The organism is Blautia sp. AF19-1 (assembly GCF_003479155.1).
Lineage (GTDB): Bacteria > Bacillota > Clostridia > Lachnospirales > Lachnospiraceae > Fusicatenibacter > Fusicatenibacter saccharivorans.
The window spans coordinates 1-16,273 of the sequence record NZ_QUGQ01000034.1 but is presented as its reverse complement, the minus strand read 5'-3'; the positions used below and the strand labels follow the sequence as shown (position 1 = coordinate 16,273).

Sequence of the window (16,273 nt, the reverse complement as noted above, 5' to 3'; positions counted from 1 at the left end):
TTTGAACAGGCAATTACCGTTCTTCAGACTCTCGTTATCGCTCTGGGTGCTGGTCTTGGTATCTGGGGTGTCATCAACCTGTTGGAAGGTTACGGCAACGACAACCCTGGCGCCAATGCTCATGTACGGTAAGGAAGCAAGCAACCGAAAACAAGAGATAGACCGCCAGCACTACACTATTCCGAACCAAAGACCAAAAGATAAGCATTGTGGGAAAATCTAAACTTTTGGATTTTCCTACAATGCCGACTACGGCGGAATCCTTCCCACTCCTTATATCTTTATTTCCGTATACATTGAATTTGTATTTAGTAAATGCTATAATGTCCCTATTCAAATTATAAATATGTTGAATTAGTTACATGTACATATTTTTTGTGCCGCATAAATACCCTGTTGAGGTTGTCGTTCTTTGTCCAGATGTGGAAACAATAAAAGGAAGGGAACGATACAGGGAGAAAACAGGCTATTCCGGCTTTACGGTTGAAACCTTATACGATACATTTATGCAGACAACACCACGGATCGGCTTTTGGCTGGACAATTCCAACCAAACACCACAGCAGACAGCAGAAACCATTCTGAACGCCAGAAAGTCGGTATGATTGTTACATATAAGGGGAAGAAAAATTTCTTTTAGGTACTTTCTTTCCTAAAACTAATGTGATATAATAGCATCATTCCAAAAAAGGAGTAAAAAATATGCGGCAAGGTATTCTTAAATAAAACTATAATCAAATAGTGGGAACAAAGGATTATGATAGTCCCTTTTGTGGGGGCTTGGTTTTTTGTACCCAATTTAAGAATACTTTTGCCTTATCAATTTTGACATATCCGAAAAACAGCAATCACAAACAGGTGTATGCTGTATATGTGTATGTCCGCAAATTATAATCCCCAGTGGTAAAAGTATTTTACTGCTGGGGATTTTTATGCCCTTTTGGGGCTGTAAAAGGAGGACAATCACATGAAAATAATCAATATTGGAATTCTCGCCCATGTAGACGCAGGAAAAACAACATTGACGGAAAGCCTGCTGTACACCAGTGGAGCGATTGCGGAACAAGGAAACGTGGATAAAGGAACTACAAGAACAGACACTATGATTTTGGAACGGCAGCGCGGAATTACCATTCAGACAGCGGTTACTTCTTTTTGCTGGAATGATTATAAAATCAATATCGTGGACACTCCCGGTCATATGGATTTTTTAACCGAAGCATACCGCTCTTTATCTGTCCTTGACGGAGCTGTTTTAGTCATTTCGGCAAAAGACGGCGTACAGGCACAAACCCGTATATTATTCCATGCGCTTCAGAAAATGGACATTCCGACAATTATCTTTATAAATAAGATAGACCAAAATGGGATCGACCTGCGGCGTGTTTACCAAAGCATTAAAGATAAACTTACCAGTGATATGATTGTCATGCAGGAGGTTTCCCTGTCGCCAAAGATAACCATGACCGATATTTCTGATTTGGACAAATGGGATATGATTATTTCCGGAAGCGATGAACTATTAGAACGATATGTTGCAGAGGATTCTTTGGATATACAGGAATTACAATATGAAAAGTGCAAAAGAACCAGATGCTGCTCTTTGTTTCCTGTTTATCATGGGAGTGCAAAAGACAATTTAGGAACAGAAAAACTGATTGAAGCGATTACAGAAACTTTCATTACAGAAACAGACGATATTCAGTCTGAATTATGTGGATATGTTTTTAAGGTTGAGTATACAGAGCGGAAAAAACGGCTTTCTTATTTACGCCTGTATCATGGGACGCTCCATTTACGGGATACCCTGCTGCTGTCAAAAAAGGAAAAAATAAAGATTACAGAAATGTGTATTCCGTCAAATGGTGAAATCGTCCCGGTTGACCATGCCTGTCCGGGAGAAATTGTTATTTTAGCTGATGATACTTTGAAACTGAACGACATTCTGGGAAATGAAAAACTCCTGCCTCACAAAACACGGATTGATAATCCCATGCCATTACTTCGGACAACGGTAGAGCCGCAAAAGCCGGAGCAAAGGGAAGCCCTGTTAAATGCCCTCACAGAGATTGCTGATACAGACCCTCTTTTGCATTTTGACATTGATACTGTTACACATGAGATTATATTATCTTTTTTGGGAAAAGTACAGTTAGAAGTTATTTGTTCGCTATTAGAAGAAAAATATCATGTGGGCGTGGCTATGAAAGAGCCTTCGGTTATTTATCTGGAAAGACCGCAAAAAAAAGCGAGCTACACGATTCATATTGAAGTGCCGCCGAATCCGTTTTGGGCATCTATTGGTTTGACTGTAACACCGCTTCCTGTTGGAAGCGGAACACAATATAAAAGCGAGGTATCTCTCGGCTATTTAAACCAAAGTTTTCAAAATGCCGTCATGGAGGGTGTGCGTTATGGAATGGAGCAGGGCTTATATGGCTGGGGAGTGACAGACTGCCAAATTTGTTTTGATTATGGAGTTTATTACAGCCCGGTCAGCACCCCCGCTGATTTTCGTTTTCTTGCGCCTGTCGTGTTGGAGCAGGCATTGAAAAAAGCAGGAACACAACTGTTGGAACCATACCTTTCCTTTACCCTTTTTGCACCGCAGGAATATCTTTCACGGGCTTATAATGACGCACCAAAGTATTGCGCAATCATTGAATCAACCAGACTTGAAAAAGATGAAGTTATTTTTAAGGGGGAAATCCCTGCCCGTTGTATTGGTGAATATAGAAATGATTTGAATTTTTATACAAATGGAAGAAGTGTCTGCATTACAGAATTAAAAGGGTATCAGGAAACTTCCGGCGAGCCTGTGTTTCAGCCACGCCGCCCGAACAGCCGTTTAGACAAGATCCGGCATATGTTTCAGAAGATAATGTAACATCTTGCGCAATGCAAACGTTCATTGCTGGCTATTGCGAAATATCATTGATAAAATCAGCATCAGAGAGGAGGAACCATTTTGAACCAGAAACAGACGGATATTACAACAGGAAAGCAAATACGTCATCTGCGAACACAATCGGGAATGACACAGGAAGAACTGGCTGGGAAATTGAATGTTACCCGGCAGGCGCTATCGAATTGGGAGAGAGATGTTAATGAACCCGATTTAAATACGTTGAAAAAAATTTGTTTTCTTTTTGGAGTCCACATGGACGATTTTGCGAAGGAGGTAATAACAAAAATGGAAACATGTGAAAAAAAGAGAAACGACAATTTAATAAGTATGATATGGCAATTGGACTTTTTTATGGTGTCGGGATATTTCTTGGCATTGGTATTTTCTTTGTTGGCGGTTTTATGACAATGTCGGGTGCAGGGTGGGGAGCATCACTATTTGGCGGTGGCTGTTTTTCTCTTGTATTTGGCTTGATATGCCATGCAGTTATTACATTGAGAAGAAATGACAAATGATGACATATCCTGCTTTCTAGTCTTTTCGGTCATATCGCGTAAAAAAGCCGCTGCTTTTGGCTTTCCAATAGCGGCGGCAAAGGGAAATATCCTTTGAATACCTTACAGAAGAAAAGTTTTGCAGCATTATAAAAATAAAAGCCTATACCATTTTGGAAAGAAAAGATACATAATAGTCAAGACGGCAACAATCAGAAGTTATGGAGGGTAACAATGGAATATAGTAAGGAAGATTTAATGGAAGCAAAAAGGCAAATTTTGGGAGTGGGAGAGAACATGGGAACAGAGGAAAGCAAAAAGATCTGGGAGAAAAACGCACAATTTTGGGATGATGCAATGGGTGACGAATCCAATGAATTTCACAGAGAGGTAGTACGTCCCAAAGTAACGGAACTTCTCTCTCCTGATCCTTCGGATTACATTTTGGATATTGCGTGCGGCAATGGAAATTATTCTTCGTATCTTGCACAGAGAGGCGCTTCGGTCGTCGCTTTTGATTACAGCAAAAAAATGATAGAATTGGCTAAAAGACGGCGATCACAATATGCAAAACAAATTGAGTTTTGCGTAGCGGATGCGACCAATAGAGAAAGCTTATTAGGATTAAAAAGAAATCGAGCCTTTACGAAAGCAGTTTCTAATATGGCAATTATGGATATTACGGATATTGAACCGCTTTTTATGGCTGTTTATGAACTATTGGAGGAAAACGGGATTTTTGTCTTTGCAACGCAGCACCCTTGTTTTATCACATTGACTGAAAAATATATGACACCGCACAGTTACTATGATATAGCGATCGAAGGGCAGCCGGAGGAGCAGATTTATTATCATCGTTCCATACAAGATATTTTTAACCTTTGTTTCAGAGCTGGATTTGTCATTGATGGATTTTATGAAGAATGTTTCAAAAACAATAAAGAAATTCCTATGGTAATGATAGTAAGGCTTAAAAAGGTAAAACGTGATAGCTTAAAATAAATTCAAGTTTGCCGGATAAATAGCAAACCCGGCCGAGCCAGTCAACGGTCAAGATGAACGGGCTTCGCCCGCCGTTGACAGCCCCGCCCGGTTTTGCAGTTAGGCAGTCAAGGAGCGACAGCCTAAAGTGCTGCCGCCCCTTACTATCATAAAAAGCAACTACTAACCAGCCACAGCCCTTTTGGGAGGAAAGGGGGATTTTCCATGACCTGTACAGAAGAATATCGGGAACATATCGAGTACACTTTCCATGCCTTTTGCAAAGTCGTTATCCGAAATGCAACGATCAACGCAGCGAGGACACGGAGCAGGAAGCACAAAAGAGAAATATCCCTTGAATACCTCACAGACGAAAAGCACTACCCTTTAGGCACGACAGATGAATATTTCCAAGCCCCGGAGCCGGACGAGGAATACATACTTACCCTTTGCGGCGATACGGTCATTTTCAGCAGCGGTTTACTTGCGGAAGCCCTGTCACGGCTGGACGAACGGGAGCGGGAAATGATTTACCTGTCCTTTTTCAAGCGTATTCCACAGCACGAAATTGGCAGACAGTACGGGCGCAGCCGCAGCACAGCGGGCTACCATATCCGAAAAGCCCTACGGCAGCTCCAAGCGGAAATGGAGGGAATGGCATATGAGAAATAATAGGCTTCTCCCCTATGAAACAATCGTCCAAGCCGCCAGCGGGGAGCCGGAAGCGGTGGGAACTGTATTGCAGTATTACCGCCGCCGCATACAATGTGCCGCCCGTGTGAATGGACGGGTAGACCAAGATACAGAGGACTACATCACCCAGACGCTTCTCACAGCTATTTTCAAGTTCCGCTTTGGGAGATAGCCCTACCGCCTACAACTGAATAACCGCCGCTTCGCCGGCAACCAGAAAGCAGTAAATCTATTCAACAGATTTGCTGCTTTTTTTCGTTCCTGTTTGGCATTTTTGAAAATCCCCAGTATGAAAAAACAAAAGGGAAAATAGCCGCCGCAGTTGGCAAAATCCCTTACTTATCCGTAGAGGGTATCAAAGAAAAAAATACTGCCATTGTCCGCCTATTCCGGCTTGCGTGGTGTTGTAGGGAATAGAGGGGAAATTCTAAAAATCTCCGTCCATTTTGCTTTGCGTGGTGTTGTAGGTAGTGAAAGGAAAATTTTCAAGATAAGCCGGAATAGCGGGTAGCAAAGCCCTTTTGAAACGTTTTGTTAGCGGAAAGGACGGGAGCCGGGGAACGCCGGAGTTTTTCAGAGCAAGATTCTACCGAGGTGCCAAAATTCGCTCTCCGCTTATTTTTGCCCCTGCGGGAATCTTGTTGGGGAGTGCCTTCCCCAAACCCTGCTATGCGCCCTGTCGGGCGAGAAAGGAGGTCACAGACCATGCGAAAGAAATACAATACGCCCCACCGCCGTCATGTGGTAAAGACCCGCATGACCGATGAAGAATACGCCGACTTCACCGGGCGGCTGGCGGCTTATGAAATCAGCCAGTCCGAGTTTATCCGGCAAGCCATACGGAAAGCGACCATACGCCCCATTGTCACCGTTTCCCCGGTCAATGACGGGCTGCTTGCCGCCCTCTCCAAGCTCACGGCAGAGTACGGGAAAATCGGCGGCAACTTAAACCAGATTGCCCGGAGCCTGAACGAATACGGAAGCCTCTACCGGGGGCTGGAAAAGGAAGTGCGGGGAGCCGCCGCCGACCTTGCCGCCTTGAAGTTTGAAGTCTTGCAGAAAGTAGGTGAAGCCGTTGGCGATACTCAAACATATCAGCTCTAAAAATGCCAACTACGGGGACGCTGAAAAATACCTCACATTCGAGCATGACGAGTTTACCATGAAGCCCACCCTTGACGCAGACGGGCGGCTCATACCGAGGGTAGACTACCGCATATCCTCTCTGAATTGTGGCGGGGAGGATTTTGCCGTTGCCTGTATGCGCTCCAATCTCCGCTACGGCAAGAACCAGAAACGGGAGGACGTAAAGAGCCACCACTACATCATCAGCTTTGACCCACGGGACGGCCCGGACAACGGCTTGACCGTTGATCGGGCGCAGGAGCTGGGCGAGAAGTTCTGCGCCGAGCATTTCCCCGGACACCAGGCCCTTGTCTGCACCCACCCGGACGGACACAGCCACACCGAAAATATCCATGTGCATATCGTCATTAACAGTCTGCGGATTGCGGAGGTTCCCATGCTGCCCCACATGGACAGGCCAGCGGACAGGAAAGCAGGCTGCAAGCACCGCTGTACGGACGCAGCTATGAACTATCTGAAAGCCGAAGTCATGGAGATGTGCCACAGCGAGGGGCTTTACCAGATAGACCTTTTGAACGGCAGCAAAGAACGCATTACCGAGCGTGAGTATTGGGCGCAGAAGAAAGGACAGGCTGCCCTTGACAGAGCCAACGCCCCTATTGCTGCGGACGGTATCGCGCCCCGGCAGACCAAGTTTGAAACGGATAAGGCGAAGCTGCGCCGGACTATCCGGGAAGCCCTTGCCGCTGCTTCCGGCTTTGATGAGTTTGCCGCCCTGCTTCTCCGGCATGGTGTGACCGTCAAGGAGAGCCGGGGGCGGCTAAGTTACCTCACGCCGGACAGGACGAAGCCAATTACCGCCCGGAAGCTGGGGGACGATTTTGACCGGGCTGCTGTCCTCTCCGTTTTGGAGCAGAACGCCGCCAGAGCCGCCGAAAAACCCGCAGCCATAGCGGAATACCCCGGCAGTATCAAAGACCGCTTACGGACGAAAAAAGAAGCGAAAAACGCCCCGAACAATGACGCTGTACAGCGCATGGTAGACATAGCCGCCAAGCGAGCCGAGGGGAAAGGACGGGGCTATGAGAAGTGGGCGACCATGCACAACCTCAAACAGATGTCGGCTACCCTCATGCTCTACCAGCAGTATGGCTTTTCTTCCCCGGACGAGCTGGACGCTGCCATTTCCGCAGCCAACACCGCCACGCAGGAGAGCCTTGCCGGACTGAAAGGGCTGGAAGCCGCTATCCGGGAGAAAAAGGAATTGCAGCGCAACCTTTTGGGCTATATCGGCACGAAGCCCGCCCGTGACGGTCTGAAAGCGCAGAAATCGGAGAAAGCCCGGAGAGCCTACCGGGAACAGCACGAAAGCGATTTTATCATAGCGGACACAGCCGCCCGTTATTTCCGGGAGCATGGAATAACCAAGCTGCCAGCCAGCAAAGCCCTGCAAAGGGAGATTGAGCAGCTTACCGTCCAGAAGAACGCCGGATATAACGACTACCGGGAGAAACGCCAGCGGGCGCAGGAGCTTCAGACAGTCAGACGCAATATCGACCAGATTTTAAGGGGCGCACCGAGCCAGCAGAAAAAGCGTGAACAGGAGCGTTAAAGACCGCCCCGAAATGATACCGAAACCCTACAAAAATACAGGTATGATATGAACCCTTACCGCAATACTCCCCGACTTCCAAACGGGGCTTACAGGGCAGAAAAAGCCCGAAAATGATACCGAGAACATACAGAAAATGCCCCCTATCCCGCTACACCGATAGGAACGGCAGAAAGGAGCTTACCATTGCCGAGAATGAGCAAGAAGCGGCGGCTGGAATGGTCTTTCTTCCTCAACCACCGCAACCGTATCACTTACAACGACCTATGCCGGGGCTGCACCCGTGACTGCAAACAGAGCTTCCGGGCGGTTATCATACTATGCCCTCGCTATTATTCCAAACGCTGGAAAAAGGAGGACGCAGCCTATGGCAGATAACCGCAAATATTACTACCTCAAGCTGAAAGAGAGCTATTTTGACGATGATGCAATCGTTCTGTTGGAAAGTATGCAGGACGGCGTTATCTATTCCAACATTCTCTTGAAGCTGTACTTGAAATCGCTGAAAAACGGCGGGAAATTGCAGCTTGACGAGAATATCCCCTACACCGCCCAGATGATTGCGACCATTACCCGCCAGCAGGTAGGTACCGTAGAGAGAGCTTTGAAAATCTTTATGAAGCTGGGGCTTGTGGAGCCTTTGCCAAGCGGCGCACTCTACATGAGCAACATTGAGCTTTTAATCGGCCAGTCCTCTACCGAGGGGGAGCGCAAGCGCAGGGCGCGGCTGGCTTTGCAGGAACAAAAAGCCCTGCCGCAGACAGGGGCGGACAAATGTCCACCATATCGAGCGGACATTTGTCCACCAGAGATAGAGATAGAGAAAGAGATAGATATAGAAATAGAAAAAGAGAGAGAGTTAGAAACGGGACACCCCGCCCCCGCCGCCTATGGCAGATACCACAATGTCATTCTTTCCGATACGGAGCTTGACGGGCTGAAAACAGAGCTTCCCGGCAAGTGGGAGTATTACATTGACCGCCTATCCTGCCATATCGCTTCCAGCGGGAGGAAATACAAGAGCCATGCAGCCACGATTTTCAAGTGGGCGCAGGAGGACGCAGCCAAGAAAGCCCCGAAAAAGGGCATACCCGATTATACCTGTAAGGAGGGCGAGAGCTTATGACGAATGGATTTGATGAAATGATTTTGAATATGACCGACACCACGCCGGAGCCGGAGGACTACACCGGCGAGGACGGGCTTTTATACTGCGGGAAGTGCCACAAGCCCAAAGAGGGCTATTTCCCCAAAGAAACCGCCGCATGGCTGGGGCGTGACCGCCACCCGGCAGAATGTGACTGCCAGCGGGCAGAGCGTGAGGAACGGGAAGCCGCAGAGAAACAGCGCAGTCACCTTGAAACTGTCGAGCGGTTGAAGCGGCGGGGCTTTACAGACCCGGCTATGCAGGGCTGGACGTTTGAGAACGACAACGGCAAGTGCCCGCAAATGGAACACGCCCATTTCTATGTGGAGAACTGGGAAACCATGAAAGAGCGCAACATTGGCTATCTGCTATGGGGCGGCGTTGGCACAGGCAAGAGCTATTTTGCGGGCTGTATCGCAAATGCCCTTATGGAGCGTGAAATCCCCGTGTGCATGACAAACTTTGCATTGATATTGGGTGACCTTGCCGCCAGCTTTGAGGGCAGGAATGAATATATCTCCCGACTTTGCAGCTTCCCGCTGCTTATCCTTGACGATTTTGGAATGGAACGGGGAACGGAATACGGCTTAGAGCAGGTCTACAACGTGATTGACAGCCGTTACCGCAGCGGCAGGCCGCTGATCGTCACGACTAATCTCACGCTGGAGGACTTGCAGCACCCGGAGGACACCGCCCACGCCCGCATTTATGACCGTCTGATTGAAATGTGTTCTCCTGTCCGCTTTACCGGGAGCAACTTCCGAAAAGCCACGGCGCAGGAGAAAATGGGACAACTGAAAAAGCTGATGAACAGAAAGGAGAGCCGCCTATGACCAACACCCCAAAGAATGACCGCAGCACCCGCCGCCCGGATTGCGTGACGGAAATCCGCATAGGTAATTCTGTCCTTGTCGTTTCCGGCTATTTCAAGCAGGACACCACCGCCACCGCCGCCGATAAAATGCTGAAAGTGCTGGAAGCGGAAGCTGCTACACAAAAATCGGCAATTTGACGGGACGTAAAGAAGCAGAAAGGACTGTACAGCCAGCCCCGGCGTGTGGTATGATAGTCATACGGAATAGTGGGGCTGGCTGTCGGAAATGGAGGACACTATGTTAAGACAGACCACCCGAAACCTTATTACCGCCCTTTATCCGAGATTATCCCACGAGGACGAGCTGCAAGGTGAGAGCAATTCTATTTCAAACCAGAAGCGTATTCTTGAAACCTATGCGAAGCAGAACGGCTTTTCCAATCTGCAATGGTACACAGATGACGGTTATTCTGGGGCGAACTTCCAAAGACCCGGTTTTCAAGCCATGCTTGCGGACATTGAAGCCGGAAAAGTCGGCACCGTTATCGTCAAGGATATGTCACGGTTAGGGCGAAACTATCTGCAAGTGGGAATGTATACGGAAATGATTTTCCCACAGAAAGGCGTCCGCTTTATCGCTATCAATGACGGAGTGGACAGCGCACAGGGCGACAATGATTTTGCCCCTCTGCGGAACATTTTTAACGAATGGCTGGTGAGAGATACGAGCAAGAAAATCAAAGCAGTAAAACGGTCTAAGGGTATGAGCGGGAAGCCCGTCACGAGCAAACCCGTATACGGCTACTTTATGGACGAGGACGAAAATTTTATCATTGACGGGGAAGCCGCCCCTGTTGTGCGGCAGATTTACAGCTTGTGCCTTGCCGGGAACGGGCCGACCAAGATAGCCCGTATGCTCACAGAGCAGGAGATCCCCACGCCGGGAACGCTGGAATACCGTCGGACGGGAAGCACCCGCCGCTACCACCCCGGCTATGAGTGCAAGTGGGCGACCAATACCGTGGTACATATCCTTGAAAACAGGGAGTACACGGGCTGTCTGGTAAACTTCAAGACGGAGAAGCCGTCCTACAAGACCAAGCACAGCGTAGAGAACCCCATTGAGAAACAGGCGATTTTCGAGAACCACCATGAGCCTATCATTGACACCCAGATGTGGGAGCGTGTGCAGGAGTTACGCAAGCAGCGCAAACGCCCGAACCGCTATGATGAAGTGGGCTTATTCTCCGGCATACTCTTTTGTGCCGACTGCGGCAGCGTCCTTTACCAGCAGCGTTACCAGAACGCCACCCGCAAGCAGGATTGTTATATCTGCGGGAGCTACAAGAAGCGTACCCGTGACTGTACGGCGCACTTTATCCGCACCGACCTGTTGACCGCCGGAGTGACCGACAATCTGCGGAAAGTCACCAGCTATGCAGCGAAGCACGAAGCCCGGTTTATGAAGCTGCTGATCGAGCAGAACGAGGACGGGGGCAAGCGCAGGAACGCCGCAAGGAAAAAGGAGCTGGAAGCCGCCGAGAAGCGTATCAGCGAGTTATCCGCTATCTTCAAGCGGCTGTATGAGGACAGCGTGACCGGGCGCATTTCAGACGAGCGTTTCACGGAGCTGTCGGCAGACTATGAAGCCGAGCAGAAAGAACTGAAAGAGAGAGCCGCCGCTATCCGGGCAGAGCTTTCCAAAGCGCAGGAAGCCACGGTAAACGCAGAAAAGTTTATGAATGTTGTCCGCAAGTACACCAGCTTTGAAGAACTTACCCCTACCCTTTTGCGTGAGTTTGTGGAGAAAATCGTTGTGCATGAGTGCAGCTATGACGAGAACGGCACACGCAGACAGGACATTGATATTTATTACTCTTTCGTTGGCAAGGTAGACCTGCCCGAATGACCGCCCGACCTATCCGGCGCAATGCGCAAACGCCGGATAGGAACGGCAAAATTTTTTACACTTCTACTACTTCTTTATCACACATCAGCAAAGTCTCAGGGAATGAAGCACTTAATGTCTTCTATGTGAAAAGATTTTAAAGAGAAAATGCACATCCTACGCAGATAACATGACAATTTCATGCAAAGCGAAAGGAGACACCATGAAAATCGAATACACAAAAGTGGGAGACTATTATTTACCGAATCTTTACTACCCGGAGGAAACCAGACCGATTGGCTTATGGGGAATGCTTCGGAAGGAATATCTGAAAGAACATAAATCTGGAACTTATACATATCTTCTTCTGACCGCCAGGCTGGACAGTTATTTGGCAGATCTGAATGAACAGGCACAGGAACGCTTTGAATTGATCGAAACTCAGATGCGAAGTGCGGAGGGAGTTTCCGAGGAACTGAAGAGACAGAATCCTATGGAATGGCTATGCCACTGTAACAATATCCGCAACCGGGCTGCTGAGATCATCAAGCAGGAACTGATTTATGTATAAGGGGGATTCTAGATATGAGAAGAGAACTGATTGAAAGTTATTATGAAGAATACCAGCGGGAGCTGGAAAGATTTCTTGAATCTGACCCGGAGATGTTCACTCTGGAAGCAGAAATTCATCATTACATAGAAATACTGGAACCGGTCCTCAGAGATGGCGGACAGGAGATGTGGCAGACACTGGACAGGATTATTTCAGCGAAAAATGCAATGGAGGGAATTGTGGCAAAAGAAATGTATATCCGGGGATTTCTGGATTATGAAAGACTGGTGTGTGAAAAAGACAGTAAGATCTGAATAATCAGAACATAGACTATATATAACGAGGCTTTTATTGTATAGACAGTAAGAGCCTCATTTAATATAGTTTTCATAATAAAAAACAGGTGGTAGTACGTATTTGCTTTGTGTTATATAAGAATTGGTCTGGCTGAACAATGGTGAAAATTTACTATGATTTTACTTAAATCTGATTGAAGGATGAAAAAGTGATGATATCATATAGTGGGTTGATAGGGTTACAGAAAATGTATTCACAGAGGCAGAGAAGAAATAATGAAAGTAAAAAATGCAGATGAATTTTATAAAATATTAGAAAGAAAGGCTATATATCCGGTATTTCAGCCGATTGTAAATTTACAGACTGGAGATGTGGCAGGATATGAAGCTCTTAGTCGTATCGACAGGCATGATACGACTCTTATGATTTCAGATTTGTTTGTGATTGCTGAACAGGTAGGCTGTGTTTGGAAATTGGAAAAATTGTGCAGAAATAAAGCATTGAAGGCAGCGGCGAATAAACCAGAACATGCAAAATTATTTCTTAATGTAGATGGTAATATCATTCAGGATAAATCGTTCATACAGGGATTTACAAACCGTAAGGCTGCGAAAGCCGGAGTACCGTCCTGTGACATTGTATTTGAAATAACGGAACGGTCGGATATAGAAAACTATCAGATTCTGCAACAGATTATGAAGCATTATGCAGATCAGGGATATGAAATAGCTTTGGATGATGTTGGAGCTGGATATTCTGGTCTGAACCGTGTAGTAAATACATCGCCAAACTACTTAAAAGTTGATATAGAACTGGTCAGAGATATTCAAAAACATAAGAAAAAGGAAATTATGATGGAATTTCTGTTGCATTACTGTAATGAGACAGGAGCAATTCTGATTGCAGAAGGGATAGAAACAGAAGCAGAGTTGGAGTGTCTGTGTAGATTAGGTGTTCATTACGGACAAGGATATTTTCTTGGAAGACCGGACAGAACGTTCAAAAATGTAAGGAATGAGGCGATGTTGGTATTACGTAGACTGAATAATAAATCGTAATGAAAACTATATGTCAGCAGGTGAAAAATGAATAAGTCAATTATAACATTATAAAGATTTCCATTGATTTTTACACCTATTTTACACAAGCACTCACATAGATTTGATTTCTGTCTTCTATAATTGTATAGGAAAATGTAGATCTTATATAATAACAGGAGAGGAAAGAGAAATGAACGAGAATGTGAAAGTGGTTTTTGGTCTGATCGGTGGCCTTGCCTTGTTCCTTTATGGAATGAACAGCATGAGTGATGCACTTCAGAAAGCCGCAGGAGAACGAATGAAAAAAATCCTTGGATTTCTTACAAGAAATCCAATTATGGGAGCACTTGCCGGAGCACTTGTAACAGCTGTATTGCAGAGCAGTTCAGCGACGACAGTTATGGTTATCGGTTTTGTCAGTGCGGGACTTATGAGTCTTCCGCAGGCAATTTCTGTTATCTTTGGTGCCAACATAGGAACCACTATGACGGCACAGCTGATGGCATTTAAAATCAGCAATTATATTTATCCAATTATCTTTGTTGGATTTATTCTGAACTTTGTTAGCAAAAAAGAAAAGGTTAAAAATATCGGTATGGTAATTTTTTCATTCGGACTTTTATTTGAAGGAATTGAAATCATGGGTGAAGTCATGAAACCTTTGGCGGGAAGTCCGGTCTTTGTTGATCTGATGGGAAAAGTTTCATCCATTCCGGTTCTTGGTGTTGTACTGGGAGCGGTCATGACATTGGTTGTGCAGAGTAGTTCAGCTACGATTGCAGTTCTGCAGAATTTTGCATCACAGGCAGGACCGGACGGAGTAAGCAGTGTAATAGGGCTTACCGGTGCGATTCCGATTCTTCTTGGAGATAATATAGGTACAACGATCACAGCACTTCTTGCATCAATTGGACAATCTAAAAATGCAAAACGTACAGCAATTGCGCATAGTATTTTTAATATCAGTGGAAGCTGCGTTTTTATTTTCCTGGTTCCGTGGTTTGCAAAATTTGTCCAGTTTATTTCACCAAAGGGAAATGAGATTGATGTGATTTCAAGACAGATTGCAAATGCACATACAACGTTTAATATCGTCTGTACACTGGTCTGGCTGCCACTGATTCCGCTGATGGTAAAAATTGTTACAACAATCATCCGTGGAAATGACAAAACAGAGAAAGCAGCTTTTGAACCCAAATATCTGGATATGAAAGTGATTGAACAGCCGGCGGCTGCTATGGTTCTGGTATCTAAGGAACTGAACCGACTTGGAGAACTGGCAGAATCTCTGTTAAGTGATTTAAAAACGGCGATTGTAGCAGATGGAGACTCAAAAACTCATGGTTCGTTTATAGAAAATCTGGAGATTGTACATCAGTTACAGGACAGTGTGACAGAATATATTACCAGATTATTCGCAAGCGGAAACCTTACAGAACAACAGTCTGAGCAGACGGCAGGGTTACTGTATGTAAACAATAGTATTCAGAGGATTGCAGACAGATGTGAAGATATTGACCAGATATGTGAAAAAGTAAATAACAATGGAAAAAGACTGACCAGTGAAGCCTCCTCAGAAATGGAAGACTGCATTGATATTATCCAGCAGCTTTTAAAGAAAGCAATGGAGGCAATCCGTAAGGGTGATGCTGTAGTGGCTGAAACAGTTTTTAAAAATAAGAAAAAAATGCATAAAGCAGAGAAAAAATACAGTAAGGCACATTTAAACCGTGTAAAAAATGAGGTTTGTGATGCGTCTATGACAAGATATTTTTCTGGGATCATGTATAATTTTGACCGTATGGCAGATAATTGTGTCAGCATTGCAGAAGAAGCCTGTGATAATGTGGCTTTTATAAACCTTGATGAAGAGACGGGAAAATCAATGATGGAAAGAGGTGCAGTATAAAATGGTAAAGAAAAAAAACATCCGAAAATCTGCACTTCTGCTGATAATGATAATGCTGGCAACGGGAATAACAGCATGTGGAACCGAGGAAGAGCCATTGCCGGATCTGTCTGCTATGGGAGCTGTCACAGCTGTATCACGAGAAGAAGGGTCAGGAACCAGAGCAGAATTTGAGAATCTTTTGAAACTGCCTGAGAGTGATACAGGAATAGTTGTTGATTCTACAGAGAAAGTTCTGAAAAAGGTGGAAGAAGATAAAAACGCAGTTGGTTATGTCGCATATAGTTCCGCAACAGATACGAATGGAAAAATACTTCAAATCAACGGAGTTCTTCCTTCTGAGAAAACAATAGACAATAACAGTTATCCTCTTTGCAGGGATTATTATCTGGCTTATAATGGAGAACTGACAGATGTGGAACAGGATTTCCTGACTTATGTAAAGAGTAAAGGACAGGATATTGTGAAACAATATTGTATTCAGGCTGACAGTACAACAACATTCCTTTCTGACAAGTCAGAAGGAAAGATTCTGATTGAAGGATCCACTTCAATGGAACCAATGGTAAAAGCACTGGCAGATGACTATCAGAAACAAAATCCAAATGCTGAAATAGAAGTAAAAGCAACAGATTCTTCAAGAGGGATTACGGCGGTGATAAGTGGAGAGTGTGATTTCGCAATGTCATCCAGAGAATTAAAGGATTATGAAGCAGAGCTTCTGGAAACAAAAGTCATTGGAAAAGATGCTATAGCTATTGTGATAAATGAAGAAAATCCACTGGAAAATCTTACAATCTATAAATGAGCAAGTTCGTGATTTTGCATAAAAGAAAGACACCTCGATTCCA

General features: G+C 45.6%; 17 protein-coding genes and 2 pseudogenes. All 19 read left to right on the top strand.

Going from position 1 to position 16,273, the window contains the following annotated elements; translation table 11 throughout:
• A partial coding sequence (locus DWX26_RS16005; protein ID WP_118601176.1) for a Maff2 family mobile element protein occupies window positions 1–132 on the top strand: 132 nt, incomplete at its 5' end.
• 835 nt (window positions 133–967) lie between these two features.
• Window positions 968–2,887, top strand: coding sequence for a tetracycline resistance ribosomal protection protein Tet(32) (tet(32), locus tag DWX26_RS15995; RefSeq protein ID WP_002602099.1), 1,920 nt, complete (start codon window positions 968–970; stop codon window positions 2,885–2,887).
• A gap of 81 nt (window positions 2,888–2,968) precedes the next feature.
• Window positions 2,969–3,423, top strand: a pseudogene (locus DWX26_RS15990) (helix-turn-helix domain-containing protein).
• 213 nt (window positions 3,424–3,636) lie between these two features.
• Window positions 3,637–4,404: a class I SAM-dependent methyltransferase gene (locus DWX26_RS15985; protein WP_002602097.1), complete on the top strand. Its 768-nt coding sequence runs from the start codon at window positions 3,637–3,639 to the stop codon at window positions 4,402–4,404.
• Between the two features lie 204 nt (window positions 4,405–4,608).
• Window positions 4,609–5,055, top strand: coding sequence for an RNA polymerase sigma factor (locus DWX26_RS15980; protein ID WP_002602096.1), 447 nt, complete (start codon window positions 4,609–4,611; stop codon window positions 5,053–5,055).
• Window positions 5,045–5,248 carry a helix-turn-helix domain-containing protein gene (locus tag DWX26_RS15975; protein WP_002602095.1) on the top strand — a complete coding sequence of 68 codons (204 nt, stop codon included), beginning with the start codon at window positions 5,045–5,047 and terminating at the stop codon, window positions 5,246–5,248. The genes DWX26_RS15980 and DWX26_RS15975 overlap by 11 nt, the downstream gene beginning before the upstream one ends.
• A gap of 533 nt (window positions 5,249–5,781) precedes the next feature.
• Window positions 5,782–6,180: a plasmid mobilization protein gene (locus DWX26_RS15970; RefSeq protein ID WP_118601761.1), complete on the top strand. Its 399-nt coding sequence runs from the start codon at window positions 5,782–5,784 to the stop codon at window positions 6,178–6,180.
• Complete coding sequence (locus DWX26_RS15965; RefSeq protein WP_002602093.1) at window positions 6,152–7,774, top strand: relaxase/mobilization nuclease domain-containing protein; 1,623 nt, start codon at window positions 6,152–6,154, stop codon at window positions 7,772–7,774. Before DWX26_RS15970 ends, DWX26_RS15965 begins: the two co-directional genes overlap by 29 nt.
• A gap of 186 nt (window positions 7,775–7,960) precedes the next feature.
• Complete coding sequence (locus tag DWX26_RS15955; protein ID WP_006058351.1) at window positions 7,961–8,152, top strand: hypothetical protein; 192 nt, start codon at window positions 7,961–7,963, stop codon at window positions 8,150–8,152.
• Window positions 8,142–8,900, top strand: coding sequence for a phage replisome organizer N-terminal domain-containing protein (locus DWX26_RS15950; protein ID WP_002605636.1), 759 nt, complete (start codon window positions 8,142–8,144; stop codon window positions 8,898–8,900). The genes DWX26_RS15955 and DWX26_RS15950 overlap by 11 nt, the downstream gene beginning before the upstream one ends.
• Window positions 8,897–9,754: an ATP-binding protein gene (locus DWX26_RS15945; RefSeq protein ID WP_002605635.1), complete on the top strand. Its 858-nt coding sequence runs from the start codon at window positions 8,897–8,899 to the stop codon at window positions 9,752–9,754. The genes DWX26_RS15950 and DWX26_RS15945 overlap by 4 nt, the downstream gene beginning before the upstream one ends.
• Window positions 9,751–9,933 (top strand): transposon-encoded TnpW family protein, encoded by a 183-nt coding sequence (locus DWX26_RS15940; protein ID WP_002605634.1) that lies wholly within the window; start codon window positions 9,751–9,753, stop codon window positions 9,931–9,933. Before DWX26_RS15945 ends, DWX26_RS15940 begins: the two co-directional genes overlap by 4 nt.
• A gap of 100 nt (window positions 9,934–10,033) precedes the next feature.
• Window positions 10,034–11,644, top strand: a complete 1,611-nt coding sequence (locus tag DWX26_RS15935) for a recombinase family protein (RefSeq protein WP_002605633.1) — start codon at window positions 10,034–10,036, stop codon at window positions 11,642–11,644.
• A gap of 21 nt (window positions 11,645–11,665) precedes the next feature.
• Window positions 11,666–11,764 (top strand): annotated as a pseudogene (locus DWX26_RS17970) (Maff2 family mobile element protein); the annotation flags it as partial.
• A gap of 82 nt (window positions 11,765–11,846) precedes the next feature.
• Window positions 11,847–12,194: a TnpV protein gene (locus DWX26_RS15930; protein WP_015543451.1), complete on the top strand. Its 348-nt coding sequence runs from the start codon at window positions 11,847–11,849 to the stop codon at window positions 12,192–12,194.
• A 14-nt stretch (window positions 12,195–12,208) separates the two neighbouring features.
• Window positions 12,209–12,490 carry a hypothetical protein gene (locus tag DWX26_RS15925; protein WP_003864601.1) on the top strand — a complete coding sequence of 94 codons (282 nt, stop codon included), beginning with the start codon at window positions 12,209–12,211 and terminating at the stop codon, window positions 12,488–12,490.
• Window positions 12,491–12,748: 258 nt separating this feature from the next.
• Window positions 12,749–13,531, top strand: coding sequence for an EAL domain-containing protein (locus DWX26_RS15920; RefSeq protein WP_003864600.1), 783 nt, complete (start codon window positions 12,749–12,751; stop codon window positions 13,529–13,531).
• Window positions 13,532–13,703: 172 nt separating this feature from the next.
• Window positions 13,704–15,422, top strand: coding sequence for a Na/Pi cotransporter family protein (locus DWX26_RS15915; RefSeq protein ID WP_020944839.1), 1,719 nt, complete (start codon window positions 13,704–13,706; stop codon window positions 15,420–15,422).
• A 1-nt stretch (window position 15,423) separates the two neighbouring features.
• Window positions 15,424–16,230: a substrate-binding domain-containing protein gene (locus DWX26_RS15910; protein ID WP_118601760.1), complete on the top strand. Its 807-nt coding sequence runs from the start codon at window positions 15,424–15,426 to the stop codon at window positions 16,228–16,230.
• Window positions 16,231–16,273 lie beyond the last annotated feature (43 nt).

What these genes read in the sequence shown, in the direction of transcription:
- DWX26_RS15920 (WP_003864600.1), top strand. Translation starts at nt 12,749, where the DNA reads ATGAAAGTAAAAAATGCAGATGAATTTTATAAAATATTAGAAAGAAAG.
- DWX26_RS15985 (WP_002602097.1), top strand. Translation starts at nt 3,637, where the DNA reads ATGGAATATAGTAAGGAAGATTTAATGGAAGCAAAAAGGCAAATTTTG.
- DWX26_RS15945 (WP_002605635.1), top strand. Translation starts at nt 8,897, where the DNA reads ATGACGAATGGATTTGATGAAATGATTTTGAATATGACCGACACCACG.
- DWX26_RS15910 (WP_118601760.1), top strand. Translation starts at nt 15,424, where the DNA reads ATGGTAAAGAAAAAAAACATCCGAAAATCTGCACTTCTGCTGATAATG.
- DWX26_RS15935 (WP_002605633.1), top strand. Translation starts at nt 10,034, where the DNA reads ATGTTAAGACAGACCACCCGAAACCTTATTACCGCCCTTTATCCGAGA.
- DWX26_RS15970 (WP_118601761.1), top strand. Translation starts at nt 5,782, where the DNA reads ATGCGAAAGAAATACAATACGCCCCACCGCCGTCATGTGGTAAAGACC.
- DWX26_RS15915 (WP_020944839.1), top strand. Translation starts at nt 13,704, where the DNA reads ATGAACGAGAATGTGAAAGTGGTTTTTGGTCTGATCGGTGGCCTTGCC.
- DWX26_RS15980 (WP_002602096.1), top strand. Translation starts at nt 4,609, where the DNA reads ATGACCTGTACAGAAGAATATCGGGAACATATCGAGTACACTTTCCAT.
- DWX26_RS15950 (WP_002605636.1), top strand. Translation starts at nt 8,142, where the DNA reads ATGGCAGATAACCGCAAATATTACTACCTCAAGCTGAAAGAGAGCTAT.
- DWX26_RS15930 (WP_015543451.1), top strand. Translation starts at nt 11,847, where the DNA reads ATGAAAATCGAATACACAAAAGTGGGAGACTATTATTTACCGAATCTT.
- DWX26_RS15975 (WP_002602095.1), top strand. Translation starts at nt 5,045, where the DNA reads ATGAGAAATAATAGGCTTCTCCCCTATGAAACAATCGTCCAAGCCGCC.
- DWX26_RS15925 (WP_003864601.1), top strand. Translation starts at nt 12,209, where the DNA reads ATGAGAAGAGAACTGATTGAAAGTTATTATGAAGAATACCAGCGGGAG.
- DWX26_RS15940 (WP_002605634.1), top strand. Translation starts at nt 9,751, where the DNA reads ATGACCAACACCCCAAAGAATGACCGCAGCACCCGCCGCCCGGATTGC.